11 protein-coding genes and 3 pseudogenes are annotated in these 13,549 nt (G+C 62.8%); 4 read left to right on the top strand and 10 right to left on the bottom strand.

Annotated features, from left to right (window positions below; genetic code table 11):
• The first annotated feature begins 74 nt into the window (after positions 1–74).
• Positions 75–494 (top strand): DUF3830 family protein, encoded by a 420-nt coding sequence (locus tag AWB83_RS05270; RefSeq protein WP_087043416.1) that lies wholly within the window; start codon positions 75–77, stop codon positions 492–494.
• A 320-nt stretch (positions 495–814) separates the two neighbouring features.
• Here AWB83_RS05270 and AWB83_RS05265 read toward each other — a convergent pair.
• The 4 genes and pseudogenes from AWB83_RS05265 to AWB83_RS05250 form a co-directional block, all read right to left on the bottom strand.
• Positions 815–1,566: pseudogene (locus AWB83_RS05265) on the bottom strand (aspartate/glutamate racemase family protein).
• A 14-nt stretch (positions 1,567–1,580) separates the two neighbouring features.
• Positions 1,581–2,996, bottom strand: coding sequence for a dihydropyrimidinase (gene hydA, locus AWB83_RS05260; protein ID WP_087043203.1), 1,416 nt, complete (start codon positions 2,994–2,996; stop codon positions 1,581–1,583).
• A 10-nt stretch (positions 2,997–3,006) separates the two neighbouring features.
• Positions 3,007–3,735, bottom strand: coding sequence for a maleate cis-trans isomerase family protein (locus tag AWB83_RS05255; protein ID WP_087043202.1), 729 nt, complete (start codon positions 3,733–3,735; stop codon positions 3,007–3,009).
• Between the two features lie 43 nt (positions 3,736–3,778).
• A pseudogene (locus AWB83_RS05250) lies at positions 3,779–5,072 on the bottom strand (MFS transporter).
• A 224-nt stretch (positions 5,073–5,296) separates the two neighbouring features.
• On the opposite strand from AWB83_RS05250, the gene AWB83_RS05245 reads away from it, so the two are divergent.
• Positions 5,297–5,995: a GntR family transcriptional regulator gene (locus AWB83_RS05245; RefSeq protein WP_087043415.1), complete on the top strand. Its 699-nt coding sequence runs from the start codon at positions 5,297–5,299 to the stop codon at positions 5,993–5,995.
• Positions 5,996–6,090: 95 nt separating this feature from the next.
• On the opposite strand, the gene AWB83_RS05240 is transcribed toward AWB83_RS05245, so the two are convergent.
• The 3 genes and pseudogenes from AWB83_RS05240 to AWB83_RS05230 form a co-directional block, all read right to left on the bottom strand.
• Positions 6,091–7,194 carry an extracellular catalytic domain type 1 short-chain-length polyhydroxyalkanoate depolymerase gene (locus AWB83_RS05240; RefSeq protein WP_087043201.1) on the bottom strand — a complete coding sequence of 368 codons (1,104 nt, stop codon included), beginning with the start codon at positions 7,192–7,194 and terminating at the stop codon, positions 6,091–6,093.
• Between the two features lie 33 nt (positions 7,195–7,227).
• The gene (locus AWB83_RS05235) at positions 7,228–7,644 is read right to left on the bottom strand and encodes a ribbon-helix-helix domain-containing protein (protein WP_087043200.1); all 417 of its coding nucleotides are present in this window, start codon (positions 7,642–7,644) and stop codon (positions 7,228–7,230) included.
• Positions 7,645–7,944: 300 nt separating this feature from the next.
• Positions 7,945–8,244 (bottom strand): annotated as a pseudogene (locus AWB83_RS05230) (FAD-dependent monooxygenase); the annotation flags it as partial.
• A 414-nt stretch (positions 8,245–8,658) separates the two neighbouring features.
• On the opposite strand from AWB83_RS05230, the gene AWB83_RS37515 reads away from it, so the two are divergent.
• Positions 8,659–8,793 carry a hypothetical protein gene (locus AWB83_RS37515; protein WP_279629075.1) on the top strand — a complete coding sequence of 45 codons (135 nt, stop codon included), beginning with the start codon at positions 8,659–8,661 and terminating at the stop codon, positions 8,791–8,793.
• Between the two features lie 48 nt (positions 8,794–8,841).
• Here AWB83_RS37515 and chrA read toward each other — a convergent pair whose 3' ends face one another.
• The 3 genes from chrA to AWB83_RS05215 all read right to left on the bottom strand — a co-directional run bounded on the left by chrA (position 8,842) and on the right by AWB83_RS05215 (position 12,377).
• The gene (gene chrA / locus AWB83_RS05225) at positions 8,842–10,068 is read right to left on the bottom strand and encodes a chromate efflux transporter (protein WP_087043199.1); all 1,227 of its coding nucleotides are present in this window, start codon (positions 10,066–10,068) and stop codon (positions 8,842–8,844) included.
• Between the two features lie 262 nt (positions 10,069–10,330).
• Positions 10,331–11,572 (bottom strand): NAD(P)/FAD-dependent oxidoreductase, encoded by a 1,242-nt coding sequence (locus AWB83_RS05220; protein WP_087043198.1) that lies wholly within the window; start codon positions 11,570–11,572, stop codon positions 10,331–10,333.
• A gap of 22 nt (positions 11,573–11,594) precedes the next feature.
• The gene (locus AWB83_RS05215; RefSeq protein WP_087043197.1) at positions 11,595–12,377 is read right to left on the bottom strand and encodes an ABC transporter substrate-binding protein; all 783 of its coding nucleotides are present in this window, start codon (positions 12,375–12,377) and stop codon (positions 11,595–11,597) included.
• A 164-nt stretch (positions 12,378–12,541) separates the two neighbouring features.
• On the opposite strand from AWB83_RS05215, the gene AWB83_RS05210 reads away from it, so the two are divergent.
• Positions 12,542–13,543, top strand: coding sequence for an ornithine cyclodeaminase family protein (locus AWB83_RS05210; RefSeq protein ID WP_087043196.1), 1,002 nt, complete (start codon positions 12,542–12,544; stop codon positions 13,541–13,543).
• Positions 13,544–13,549 lie beyond the last annotated feature (6 nt).

Here is a 13,549-nt window from a genome sequence, read left to right as displayed (position 1 = left end):
GGCGCGGTTTGACTACCTTACGCTTTTCATTCGTGCGCAAGGCTAGCGGACAGATGACAACCTCTGGAGGGGACATGAAAAAAATCAACGTACAAGCGGGACCGTTTCACTTTGTCGGACGACTGGAAGAAGAGAAAGCGCCGCTGACCTGTCAGCGCTTTCTCGAGCTGCTGCCATTCAAGAACAAGGTAATTCATTCGCGCTGGAGCGGCGAAGCGGTATGGATTCCGCTCGGCGATTTCGATACGGGGCTGGGTTTCGAGAACCACACGAGCCACGCCTCGCGAGGCGACATTCTGTTATACCCGGGTGGATTCAGCGAGACCGAGTTTCTGTTTGTCTATGGAAGTTCGATCTTCGCAAGCAAGATGGGCCAGCTTGCCGGGAATCATTTCTTTACGCTACTGGAAGGCCACGAGAATCTTGCGGAGTTTGGGAAGCTGGTCCTGTGGTCGGGAGCTCAGGACATCTGCTTCACGTTGGCGGAGGGGTGAGGCTCCTTCCCCGAACCGCACCGTGATTGAATCCGCGTGCCGGCAGTGTGCGGATCGTCGGCAATCGGGTCTTCGATAGTCGTCGATGCGGCACGCGGGTCATTGCAGAGGGATGCCCTGAAGCGTGCGGGTCGATCAGCTCGATCAGTCTCGACCATGGCATCACGCGCCTTATCTCGCCAGGAATCCCGCTTGCGCGTGCGCTTCGTTGACGGGTTCGATCCAGGTTCCAGTTGCGTCGCGGATGCGCCGTCGTTCGTTCGGATCTTTCGAGGATCGTTCAGAGCGACATCCAATCCAGAAACTTTTACAGACCCGCCTTAACCCGTCTGCTGGCTGCTCAACAGCCGTTCAAGCGGTGCGGGCAAGCCCCGGTTCAGCTTGACTGGCGGCCGTGTGAAACTGCCGCGCGTCGCTTTTTCGGACTTAGCCGGAGAAGACCCTCAAGCTGGGCAATGGCGCTCGACACGCCGTCAACGACCGGAACCGGCAATTCGTTGCGAATCTCACGTGCGAGCCCCGCGAGCGGCGCGCCGGCGATGATGATGACGTCGGCGCCATCGTCATCGACCACCTGGTTACACAGGGCCTTCAGTCTTCCTGCGTAATCCTGCTGCACGCTGCCGATATCGAGCAACGGCTCCTCGAGCGCGCGGATGCTGGCGAGCCGGCTCGCCAGATGACTGCGCTCGACGGTCTCGCGGTACCACGCCTTGATTCGCGGTGAGATCGCGATGATCGAAAAGCGCTGCCCGAGCGTCGCCGCAGTCATCAGCGAGGACTCGGTCAACCCGACTGCCGGCACGTCGATCAGTTCCTTGATGCCCTGCAGGCCTGGGTCGCCGAAGGCCGCCACCACGACACCATCGTAGGAGCCATGGCGTTCGGCTGCCACGCTCGCCGTCGCGTACGCGCCGACCAGCGCTTCGAAACGTGTCTCGATGTACGCAACGCCGAACGGCGCGGTCGCGACCTCGATCTCGGTGCCGGGCGAGGCACTGCGCCGCGCCTCCGCCTCAATCAGCGTCGAGACACTTTCAGAGATGTTGGGGTTGATTACCAGGATCTTCATACTGCTCTCCGATATCAGAGGTCGATGTACTGCGGTTTGCCCGCGGCGAGAAAGCGGCCCCGGCCCGCGTCCGGCTCGAGATAGCGGCCGCTCTCGACGAGCAGTTCGCCGCGTGACAGACAGTGCTGCGGCCAGCCCTGGATGGTTCGGCCCTCGTACGGTGTGTAGTCGACGTTGTGGTGTAGCGCGTCATTGGCGATGGTGACGTGCCTGAGGGGATCCCAGAGTACGATGTCGGCGTCGGCGCCCACCGCGATCGTGCCTTTGCGCGGATAAAGGCCGTACAGCTTCGCGGGATTCAAGGATGTCAGCTCGACAAACTTGTGCAGTGACAGCTTGCCGCGGCTCACACCGTCGAACAGCAGCGCGAGGCGGGTTTCGATGCCCGGGATGCCGTTCGGGATATGCTCGAACGACACCTCTTTGCCGCCGGGCTTTTTGCCCTGCGGATCGTCGTATGAGAACGGCGCGTGGTCGGACGAGAATACGCTGAATACGCCACGCTTCAGCGCGCTCCACACGGCCTTCTGGCTGGACGTGTCGCGTGGCGGCGGACTGCAGACGCACTTGGCGCCGTGATAGCCGTCCTCATGGCCCAGGTCTTCGGCAGTCAGGTAAAGGTATTGCGGGCAAGTCTCGGCGTAGATGTTGAGGCCGCGTTGCTGCGCCCATTCGATCTGCTCGATCGCATCCTGGCCCGACACATGGACGATCAGGACCGGCACGTCGACGAGTTCGGAGAAGGCAATCGCACGGTGCGTCGCCTCTCGCTCGACCACCGCGGGGCGCGATAGCGCGTGATACTCCGGCGCGTGCTTGCCGGCTTCGGTGAGCCTCTCAGTCAGCCAGGCGATACAGTCCGAATTCTCGGCATGCACCATGACCAGCGCCTGGTTGCGGCGTGCCACATCCATTACCTCGAGGATCTCGCGGTCGCTGAGCTTGAGGTCGTCGTAGGTCATGTAGATCTTGAACGACGTGTAGCCTGCCTCGATCAGTTGCGGCAGTTCGCGCTCCAGCACCTCGGGCGTCGGATCGGAGACGATCAGGTGGAACGCGTAATCGGTGACCGCGCGGCCTTCGGCCCGGCGATGATAGTCGTCGACGGCCGCCCGGAGCGACTGGCCCTTCGCCTGTGCCGCGAAAGGGATCACGGTCGTGGTGCCGCCGCACACGGCTGCACGCGTACCGCTGTAGAAGTCGTCCGCCATCTTCAGCCCGTCAGGCATGGGTTGATCGAGATGGCAGTGCGCGTCGATACCGCCGGGCAACGCCAGCAGGCCGGCGGCATCGATCTCGCGCGTGCCCGCGCCCAGATCGCGGCCCAGCGCGACGACGATGCCGTCCTTCACGCCGATATCGCAGTTGAAGCGCTCGGACGCGGTTACTACATCGGCGTGACGGATCACGAGGTCATATGCGATTGTCATGGCAAGTCTCTCACGCAACTTCGGAAAACAGGCGGCCCCAGCCCGCGAGCCGGGTCGTATCGTAGCCGGCGAGCTTTAGCGACTTCCACACCACGGTGGAGATCGTGTCGTAGAGCGGGATGCCGTGGTGCTGCTCCACTTCTGAGGCCAGATGTGCGGCGTGCAGGTTCGTGCAGAACGTGACGATCGCCTCCGGGCGGTGCGTCGCGACATCGCGGATCTGTTCGCGCAGCGTCGCTTCGGTTACCTCGGAAAACTGAAAATTCACCTTCAGGCCCAGATGGCTTTCGGAAGAGCAGTCGATGCCGTTGTCGCGGTAATTGGCCACAATCTTCTGCTGTACCTCCGTGAGGTACGGACTGACCAGACCGAATTTCTTGACCCCGGTCTTATCCAGAATCTCGTTCAGCGCGAGCACCGAAGTCGTTGCGGGGATGCCGGTCGCGTCCTCAATTTCGCGACACAGGCGGCGGTCGGTTTCAAAGCCGAGCCAGCCGGATGACGTGCCGTTCCACGCGATCACATCGACCTTGGCGTCCGCCAGCAGCCTGGCGGCCCGGATGATGTTGGTTGTATCGAACTGTCCGAGCGCCCGCTCGGACAGCGAGATTTCGGTGACCGTGAAGCGCGAGAAATGGGCGCTGACACCTGGCAACCGGGCCACCATCGCGCTCGTGATCGGTTCGAGCGCTGTGTTGGACGACGGGGTAAGCATGCCGAGCAGGGCGCGTTTGCTCATGATGAAGTCAGCAATCAGTTGTTAAAAGGTGAAGAAAACCTGCTCAGACGGGCAGTTTGCGTTCGTAGTCGATGAGCGTCGAACAGACGAGGAGTCCGACGCCTGCGGCGGCGAAAAACATCAGGGCCAGAAAATAGGAGCCGGTCGCCTGCACGATCAGGCCGACGATGATCGGAACGAGAACCCCGCCGATATTGCCGCCCAGGTTCATCAGACCGCCGAGAAAGCCGATCTTGTTGCGAGTACCGAGGATGGAAGGCAGACACCAGTACAGACCGCACCAGCGCAGGAAGAACAACGTGGAGGCGAGCAACACCACCACCGTCACCGGATTTCCGACATAGGCGACCGAGAAGATCGACGCGGTGGCGGCCACGGCGGCGATGCCGAACAGGGTGCGCATCACGCGATTGGGCGAACCGCCCGCCGCCTTCCACTTGTCGGCGATCCACCCGCCGGCGAGTTCGCCCACAAAGCCGCTGAAGAAGATCGCGAAACTGGCTCCGCCCATCTGCTGGATATTGAAGCCGTGGACCTTGTTCAGATAGTTCGGCATCCAGGTGAGCAAGCCGTAAAACAGCGAGTTGAAGCACATCCATCCAAAGAACATGCCCCAAACCGAGCGGTACCGGAAAAAATCCAGGCTACGGCCGCTGGCGTCAACCGGCTCGCTGCGATGTTCTTCCTGCAGCGCCGCTTCGAGGTAGTCCGCTTCGGCCTGATTCACGGCCGGATGCTCACGCGGATTGTTGCGTGTAGTACCAGGCGAACAGGCCCGCGAGCATGGTGCCGACGCCCGCGACCACGAAGGAGGTGCGCCACGATCCGAACTCGCTGATCAGGCCGGAGATGATCACCGCACCGAGCGCCGCGCCCAGCGGGGCGCCGCCGTCGAGCAGCGTCGCGCCGCGGCCACGTTCGTGTCGCGTCATCCACATTGCGTTGAGTTTGCCGCCCGCCGGATAGATCGGTGCTTCGGCAGCGCCGAGGCCCAGACGGGTGAGAATCAGCGCGGTGGCCGTCGTGCAGACAGCGGCAATGCCCTGGAAGAAGCCCCAGAACAACGTGGCGCACGCGATCACGATGCGCGGCTTGAATCGGTCAGCCAGCATGCCCCCCGGGATCTGCATGAACGCGTAGGTCCAGAAGAACGAGCTGAGAATCAGTCCCTGCACGGCGGGGGCAATGTGAAACTCCTTCGCGATCAGCGGCATGGCGACGGACAACGACGCCCGGTCCACATAGTTGATCGAAATGAGCATCAGCATGATCAAAAAGACTCGCCAGCGTACGCCGGTCCTGCCCTCGGCCTGTACGGCCGCACCTGCGATTTTCATGTATGTCTCCTCCGTTCGCCGCATCACGGCCTTCGGGTTTCGGGTCTGTGGCCGGGACGGCTCCCGGCGTGCTTCGTATGGTGCGAGGGCAGTATATGATGTCTAATTATGAATTACAAGTAGTATAGATTTATGATTTTATTGGATATTTATTTTTGTAGATAGTCTGACGAGCCTGTACGACAATTAAGCAAAGACGGAAGATGCAAACGGAAACAGGCGACATGGACATGAAGTCACTACCGGCTGATACACGCAAGCGGATCAGCCTGCGCGGCACGGGTATGTATGCGGCGATCGCGGAGCGATTGCGCGAGATGATTCTCGAAGGTGAGTTGCCGCCCGGCGGACATATCGACGAGAAAGCGCTGTGCGAGCAGTTCGACATCTCCAGAACGCCTTTGCGCGAGGCGCTCAAAACGCTGGTGACCGAGGGGCACGTGACCCACCGGCAGCACATGGGCTTTCAGGTTGCACCGATCGACAAGGACGAGATCGCTGCCATCTTCGAAGTGCTGCATGGACTGGAGGAAACCGCCGGGCGGCTTGCCGTGCAGCGTATCGACGACAAGCAGATGAAGGTATTGCTGGAGCACCATCGCGCCATGCAGACCTTTCATCGCGAGGGCAAGCGCACGGCCTACTACCGCGCCAACCAGAAAGTGCATCAGCGAATCGTCGATGTCGCCGGCAATCCGGTGCTATCCGACCTGTACGCTTCGCTGATGAGCAAGATCCATCGTGCGAGGGGGGCGGCCAACGCAGATGTGCTGCGCTGGGCCGAGTCTCTTGGCGAGCACGATGAAATATTGGACGCGCTGTCCAGGCGCGATGGCGCATGCCTCGTCAGACTACTGCGCGAACACTCGGAACACACGGCAGCGGAAGTGATGAAAGTGCTGACGACAACGAGCGAGAAATAGCGAACGTCTGTGAACTCGCCTTGCGGCCGGTGATTTGATCTCCGAATCGTCCCCGATCCGGCTCGACGAGTCGAACCGACGTAAAAGAAGCGCAATCAGTGACCGAGAGGATGCTCGAGGAAAAAGCGCACCATCTCCGCGCTGGCATCGGGTCCGGCGGGATCGGTGAAACTGCCGTTTGAAGAACCGCCTGACCAAGCATGTGACGCGCCGTGAATGGTCCACAATTCCGCGGGTATGCCTTCGGGGGACGTCATCCGCCGGATCGTATGCTTGCGTGCTCCCGTATCGATCGACGATGGATGGCCGGGCGCGGCACCATTCACCGTGAATCCGCGCACCAGTTCGGTCGCGTTGACATGATGCACCGTCCCGTCGGCATCGCCGTGAAAGACGATCAGCGGGAATCGAGGTGTCGACGTGTCTGACACGTTCGCAGGGCGGACCTTGCCGGCTCTCGCCTTGGTCTTGCCCCCGCGCATCGCCGCGAGCGCGGACGGCAGGTCGTGTGCGCATCCGACGGGCAGGCCGGAGTGGACGCCTGCCGCCGCATATAGCTCGGGATACCTTTGCGCCATGATTGCCGCCATCGCGCCCCCGGCGGACAGGCCCGCTACATACACACGCTTCGGGTCCACGTTGTGTTGCGCCATGACCTCGCGAGTGATGCCCGCGATCAGCGACGGTTCGCCCTGATCACGTTGCTGATCGCCCGGCTTGAACCAGTTCCAGCACTTCGACGTATTCGCACCTTGCGGCTGAATCGGATACACGACCATGAAGTCGTGGGCTTCAGCGAGCGCATTCATTCGCGTGCCCGCTGCGAAATCGTCGGCGTCCTGAGTGCAGCCATGCAGCATCACAATGAGCGGCAGCGGATCATCGCGATAGCTGCTCGGCACGTAGAGCTTGTAGCTGCGCTGACCCGCGCTGTTCGCATAACGTCGGGTGCTGAAGTGTCCGCAATCCTGCGCGTCAGCGACCGTTTGCCTGGGCTGCGAGTCACGCCGAGGTTGAAAAACATCGGCGAAGCGCGTTCGCGTCCTGTCGATGTCGTCGTCGTGCCGTGTGGGTGCCGCGTCTGTCTGCTCGCCGCGCATGGCGCGCTTCACAATCTCCGCCGCCGCGGCGGGATCGCTGTTGCGAAAGAGTGCGAACGCCTCTTTCATCGAGTCCAAAAAGCCTTCGTTCAGTTTCATGTTTTTTCCGTTATCGAGCCAGGGGCCAGGACGCTAGCGGATTCGATCCGCCAGCGCAGCCTTGATTGCCGGTGATGCGTGGAGCGCGCCGCGGACCAGAATCGATTCAATCGTCGCCAGCGCGAGTTCGGGCGATACGTCAGCGGCTATGCTGGCTAACCCCAGCACCTGGATCTTGAGTCGCTGATTGGCCGCGCGCGTCGCTTCGAGGTCTTGTTTCGAAAAGTACTGGAGACCCAGAACCAGTTCACGCCGCGTCACGGTGTCCTTGACGACCGGCGCATGAATCGACAGCTGATTGCGGATTGCTGTCCGAATCAGGTCCGTGCGGTTCGAGTAGAAGCCTTCTTCCACGAGCAGATCGATCTGGCCCAGGTCCACGGGGCCAAGGTTGATCGTTATTTTTTCGGTTTCGCTGCCTCGAGACCGCTCCACTATTTCTTTTGCCATAGTTAATTCTAACCTCCCGATACCATCCACATGGATGGTTATAGGATGTTTTTCACGCCCCGTCAACACCCTGAGTCACCGGTCGGCTGCAAATGTGAGCTTCGGGCAGCCGGTAAGTCGTTGCGACCTGACAGCTGGGCAAGCGGCCGAGCGAGGCTCGGCCGGGATGAAGATGCTGTCAATCTTGTCTCGTCGCGGAGCCGCCGAGTGTCTTCGTCGTTGCCTCGCACGGGGTGCCATGGAAACTCGTCGCCGGTGGGTTGAGCGGCGGGAAGACGAACATGAAGTTCATCGAGTTGCTGCTGGTCGCGGCCGTTGCATCCAATGCGCGCTCTCCGCAGTCGCGCTTGCCGCATCATTCGCACGCTGCACCGCGATTACCTCGTCCAGCAACCCATGACGGTAGAGGGCTTCGAGGGTGGGGACCGAGAGGCCGCGCATTCCGAACGGAAGGCGCTTCAAGGGCGAGTGTGGGATTTCGGCTCGCTCCAGCAGCAGGACCGACAGGTCCAACAGCCGAAGCTCGCAGGCGAGAAAGAGGCCGACAGGGCCGGCTCCGGCAATTACGACGTCGTAAATTCCCGGATGATGCTTATGCATGAACGACTCCTTTGTCGATGTCCGACCGGAGCGTTCCCCCAGGTTGAGAACCACACGGACGAACGTTTCGACGCCTGGACAGCGTCAGATGTTCGTCGTGGGGATCTCGTGCGCGAGGCCAAAGACCAGAGCTTTCGTTACCGAAAGGACTTGGGCTTACCAAACCAAGTCTGCCTTTTCCGACACGGCTTTCTAACGCCGTGACGACGAGGCTACAACGGGCAGTGGCGCTGAGACGAGAGCTTGCGGAATATGCCGGGTCACCTCGGTGTGTCTTGCCGAGGACGAGACATTCTCGTCGGTCACCAAGGGCTTGCCGTTCATCTGGGCGAGCTATTCGCGGCGCGACGGCAGCCCGATTCATGTCGACGAAGAAGACGGCTTCGTTCCGGTTGCGAGAGTGCCAACGAGCCCGTGAGCGCGCTCGCATGGCGCGAGACGCGCGGATTGCATCGCCGCGACGACTATCCTTCACCCGATGCCGACGCGTCGCGCGTGCTTGTCAGCGGCATGGACAGCCTCATCGTCGACGAAATCGGCATGACCTGAAGCATGGATAGCGTGTTCGACCCGGATGAGTGGTCAGCCGGGCGGTGGTCAGATCCAGAGTGCTTCGGCAATGCCGAGGAGCGAGCAAAGCGCGACGATGGCCAACGGCGGGATGCGCCAGCGAACAAGAAAAAGAAAGGCAACGGTCGCGATGGCGAAATCGGGTGCCGAGTGCACGGCGCTTGTCCATACCGGCGAGTACAACGCGCTCGCCAGTAAGCCGACGACTGCGGCATTCACGCCTGATAACGCAGCAGCCATGCGGGGGCGTGCGCGCAAGGCCTGCCAAAAGGGCAGGGCCGCGACGACGAGAAGCATTCCAGGCAGAAAGATTCCAAGCGTCGCGAGCGTGGCGCCCGCCCAGTGATTGGGAGCCTCGTTCATCGACCAGCCGAGAAATGCGGCGAAGGTGAACAGCGGACCCGGTACGGCCTGCGCGGCGCCATATCCGACGAGGAAAACGCCCGGCGACACCCATCCTGAGTCTACCGTCCGCTGTTGCAGAAGCGGCAAGACGACATGACCGCCGCCGAACACGAGTGCGCCGGAGCGGTAGAAGCCATCGAATACGGAGAGGATCCTGTTGGCGGACAGATCCATCAACGCCGGTACGCCGAGCAGCAATAGCAGAAAGAGAATCAATGCAATCATGCCGGCGGTGCGTGAAACACGAAACTCGTAAGCTGGGCGAGACGGCACGGACGAGTTGGCGCCTCCGCAGACGACCATACCGAGGGCGGCGCCGCTGGCGATGACGAGGAGTTGCGCATAGACCGTGTTCAGGACACTGAGCAATCCCAGAGAGAGCAGTGCGATCCCGGCTCGTCGATGATCAGGGCAGAGCCGCCGAGCCATGTCCCAGACCGCTTGCGCGACCACCGCGACCGCGACAAGCTTGAGGCCATGAAGCACACCTTCGCCAACTGGCCCGCTCAGATGTGGCGCAATCGCGGCGAACGCGATCAAAAGCAGCACGGATGGAAAGGTGAATCCACACCACGCTGCCGCAGCGCCTCGCCAACCAGCTCGAAGCAGGCCCACGGAAAACCCGACTTGGCTGCTCGCGGGTCCCGGCAGCAGCTGACACAGGCCGACCAGATCTGTAAAACCCTCGTCGGTCAGCCACCGGCGTCTGTCGACGAACTCGCGCCGGAAGTACCCGATATGAGCGATTGGTCCGCCGAAGGACGTGAGACCCAGCTTCAAGAAGACGGCGAGAACTTCCAGCCACGAGTGGGTCTGCTTCGACGACATGGATGCGATGGGGGGCGGCATATGGATGATCGGCGGAGAGGCGGGGCGCAAATGTCGCTCACGGGCGCGTCGAAAGGCCCGCGAACAGTCACTCGAGCGGGGCACGCCGGCCGCTTCGATCGAATGGGACAAGGAGGACCACGTCCGTCCCGATTGCCCTGTCGGGATGTTACAGGATGCCGGCGAGCGTTTGATTTCCAGCGGACCCGGGTAGAGCCAAGGGTGGCGTCCGTCAGCATGCGGGCCTGCCCATGTGTCGATACCTCCCGAGCGGACAGGATTGCTAGAACCTTCCCACCCGGTAAGGCATCGGATCGGTGAAGCCCGCTTCCCCGTTCATCAGCTCGCCGACGAGCCTCCCCGTCACCGGGCCGAGCGTGAGCCCGTGATGCGCGTGCCCGAACGCGAACCAGAGCCCAGGGTGGCGATCCGCCGGCCCGATCACGGGCCGCATGTCCGGCGTGCAGGGCCGCAGCCCGAGCCACGGCGACTCGTCGATCCGCGCCCCGAGGCCGAACACGGGTCGCGCGATCCGCTCCGCGCGTTCGAGCTGCACCGGGCTCGGCGGCCGGCTTCGGCAGGCGAGCTCGACGCCGGTGGTCAGACGCAGGCCGCGCCGCATCGGCGCCACCACATAGCCGTTCTCGATATCGACTACAGGCCTCGATAACGCAGCACGTCCATCGCTTTCGTAATGCATGTGATACCCGCGCTTGGCCATGAGCGGAACGCGATAGCCGAACCTGCGCGCCAGATCGCCGGACCATACGCCGAGCGCCACCACCGCAGTCTGCGCCTCGATCGGGCCGCTTGCCGTCATCACGCGCCAGCCGCTTCCCGACGGTTCGAGCGTCGCGGCGTCGCCGATCAACAAGCGTCCGCCCTCGCGCTCGAAAAGCGCCGCATAGCCCTTCGTCAGCGCGCCCGGATCGATCACGCTGCGCGGGTCCGTCCAGTGGATCGCCCCCGCATATCCACCATCGAGCGATGCCTCCAGCCGATGCAGCGTGCTCGCATCGAGCACCTTCATGCCGAGCCCGTGCTCGCTCGCGATTCGCTCGGCGGCGCTCGCCTCCCGCTCGAACTGCTCGCGCGAGCGATAGGCTTCGAGCCAGCCCGTGGGCCGCACGAGATCGGCGAGACCCGCCCGCGAGATCAGCGCCTCGTGCTCGGCCACGCTTCTCCGAATGAGCGGCAGCATGTCGTGCGCGGCAGCGGCGAGGCGCTTGGGCGCCGACTCCCACCAGAACCGCGCGAGCCACGGCGCGTACGCGGGCAGCGAACGCAGGTCGTAGCGCAGCGCGGTCGAGCGGTTCATCGCGAACTTCAGCACGGTGCCCCAGTCGCGCGGAAACGCATAAGGCACGACCGAGGACGCCTCGATCAGTCCCGCATTGCCGAAGCTCGTCGCCTCGCCGGGCGCGCGGCGGTCGACGAGCGTCACCTGCCATCCGCGCTGCCGCAGATGCAGCGCGACGCTCACTCCAACGATGCCCGCGCCGAGCACGATCACGTCCTGAGTCATGTTCCGATGCCTGATGAAGTGCCTATTTCGCAATGATGTCGCGTTTGAAGTACTTCTGCGACAGTTGGCTCAGTGTGCCGTCCTTTTTCAATGAGTCGAGCGCGGCGACCACCTTCGCCTTCAACGCCGCATCGTCCTTGCGCAAGCCGATGCCGGTGCCCTCGCCGAGCGTGGAAGGGTCGGTGAGCGCGCCGCCCGCGAAATCGAAGTCCTTGCCCTCGGGCTTCGCGAGGAAGCCGTCGATCGCGGTCTGCACTTCCTGCACGGCGCCGTCGAGCCGCCCGGCCGACAGGTCCGCGAAGATCTGGTCCTGGCTTTGATACGTCACGACCTGCACGCCCTCGCTTGCCCAGTGCTTGCGCACGTAATCCTCCTGCGTCGAGCCCTGCAGCACGCCCACCGACTTGCCCTTCAGGCTCGCGGGCGTGGGCTGCAGGTTCGAGCCGCGCTTGGCGACCATCTGGATCGGCATCACATAGACGGGAGGCGTGAAGTCGATCACCTGCCTGCGCTTGCCGGTGATGTTCATCGCCGAATTGATCGCGTCGAACTTGCGCGCCTGCAGCGCGGGGATCAGCCCGTCGAAGCTGTTCTCCACCCACACGCACTTCATCTTGATGCGCTGGCACACGGCGTTGCCGATGTCGATGTCGAAGCCCTCGAGCTGGCCCGTCGGCGTCTTGCTCTCGAACGGCGGATATGACGCCTCGACGCCGAATCGCAAGGTCTGCGACTCGGCATGCGCCAAGCCGAATGCGAACGCGAGGCTCGCCGCGCCCGCAAAGCAAATCATCTTCCAGTTCATTGTCGTCACCAAGGTCGTTTGTGAACCCGTATCGTCCGTCCTGCGCCAGGCGCGCGGGTATCGCGCCACGCGCTCACTCGGAAATATAGACTAAAAATAAAATAAAAGTCTAGAATAGACAAAATTGTCCACGCTGCAACGGCCACGAGCCGGAGGCTTTTCGAATGATCTCCTTATCCGAAGTAACGCGGGATAGCGCCCATGCTGCCCAGACGCCTTTCATCGTTCACGAAGAAGAAGTGCGGCAGGCGCTGCCTTCGCTCGATATCCGCGGCGCGCTCGAAGACATGTTCGCTGCGCTCCACGACGGCGAAGCCGTGCAGCCGCCGCAGACGCTCACTCTTTTTCCGCGCGGCGCGGGCGATTTCATCACTTACCTCGGCGTGCTCGCGAAGCACGAAGTGTTCGGCGCGAAGCTCTCGCCGTATGTCGCGCAGCCTGGCGCGCCGATCGTCACCGCCTGGACCGTGCTCATGTCGATGCGCACCGGCGCGCCGCTGATGTGGTGCGATTCCGCGCTCCTTACCACTGAGCGCACCGCGGGCACGACGGCGCTCGCGGTCGACCGGCTCGCCCGCGCATCGAGCGAGCGTCTTGCGATCATCGGTTCAGGGAGCGTCGCGCTCGCGCATCTGCGGCATGTGGCGCCGCTGCGTGAATGGTCGGAGATCCGCATCCATTCGCCGCGCCTCGCAAGCGAGCGCGAGCGCGCGGGCGCAGTGCAGGCGCTCGATGCGCGCGTGCGCGTCGCGGCCTCGGTTGCCGAGTGCGTGCGCGACGCGGATGTCGTGATGCTGTGCACGTCCTCGGGCACGCCGGTGCTTGCGCTCGATGCGCTCACGAAACCCGCGCTCGTCACTTCGATCAGCACGAACGTTGCGCGCGCGCACGAAATCGACCCGGCCGCGCTGAACTTGCTCGATGTCTACTGCGACTATCGGCAGACGACACCGTCGAGCGCGGGCGAAATGGTGATCGCGCGGGAACGTCACGGCTGGTCCCCCGATGCGATTCGCGGCGACCTTGCTGAACTCGTGCGCGGCGCGTGTTCGGCACCCTCTCATGAGCGTTCCGTGTTTTTCCGCTCGATCGGCCTCGGCCTGGAGGACATTGCGGTCGCGCACGCGCTGCGTGCCCATCTCGTGAAGCGGCGCGCTTCCGCCTAGCGGTAT

Origin of the sequence: Caballeronia ptereochthonis (assembly GCF_001545075.1) — a bacterium.
Classification (GTDB): domain Bacteria; phylum Pseudomonadota; class Gammaproteobacteria; order Burkholderiales; family Burkholderiaceae; genus Caballeronia; species Caballeronia ptereochthonis.
This window is presented reverse-complemented; position numbering and strand designations above follow the sequence as displayed.

Excerpts from the sequence above, each read along its gene's own strand:
- AWB83_RS05270 (WP_087043416.1), top strand. The coding sequence starts at position 75 with ATGAAAAAAATCAACGTACAAGCGGGACCGTTTCACTTTGTCGGACGA.
- hydA (WP_087043203.1), bottom strand. The coding sequence starts at position 2,996 with ATGACAATCGCATATGACCTCGTGATCCGTCACGCCGATGTAGTAACC.
- AWB83_RS05255 (WP_087043202.1), bottom strand. The coding sequence starts at position 3,735 with ATGAGCAAACGCGCCCTGCTCGGCATGCTTACCCCGTCGTCCAACACA.
- AWB83_RS05245 (WP_087043415.1), top strand. The coding sequence starts at position 5,297 with ATGGACATGAAGTCACTACCGGCTGATACACGCAAGCGGATCAGCCTG.
- AWB83_RS05240 (WP_087043201.1), bottom strand. The coding sequence starts at position 7,194 with ATGAAACTGAACGAAGGCTTTTTGGACTCGATGAAAGAGGCGTTCGCA.
- AWB83_RS05235 (WP_087043200.1), bottom strand. The coding sequence starts at position 7,644 with ATGGCAAAAGAAATAGTGGAGCGGTCTCGAGGCAGCGAAACCGAAAAA.
- chrA (WP_087043199.1), bottom strand. The coding sequence starts at position 10,068 with ATGCCGCCCCCCATCGCATCCATGTCGTCGAAGCAGACCCACTCGTGG.
- AWB83_RS05220 (WP_087043198.1), bottom strand. The coding sequence starts at position 11,572 with ATGACTCAGGACGTGATCGTGCTCGGCGCGGGCATCGTTGGAGTGAGC.
- AWB83_RS05215 (WP_087043197.1), bottom strand. The coding sequence starts at position 12,377 with ATGAACTGGAAGATGATTTGCTTTGCGGGCGCGGCGAGCCTCGCGTTC.
- AWB83_RS05210 (WP_087043196.1), top strand. The coding sequence starts at position 12,542 with ATGATCTCCTTATCCGAAGTAACGCGGGATAGCGCCCATGCTGCCCAG.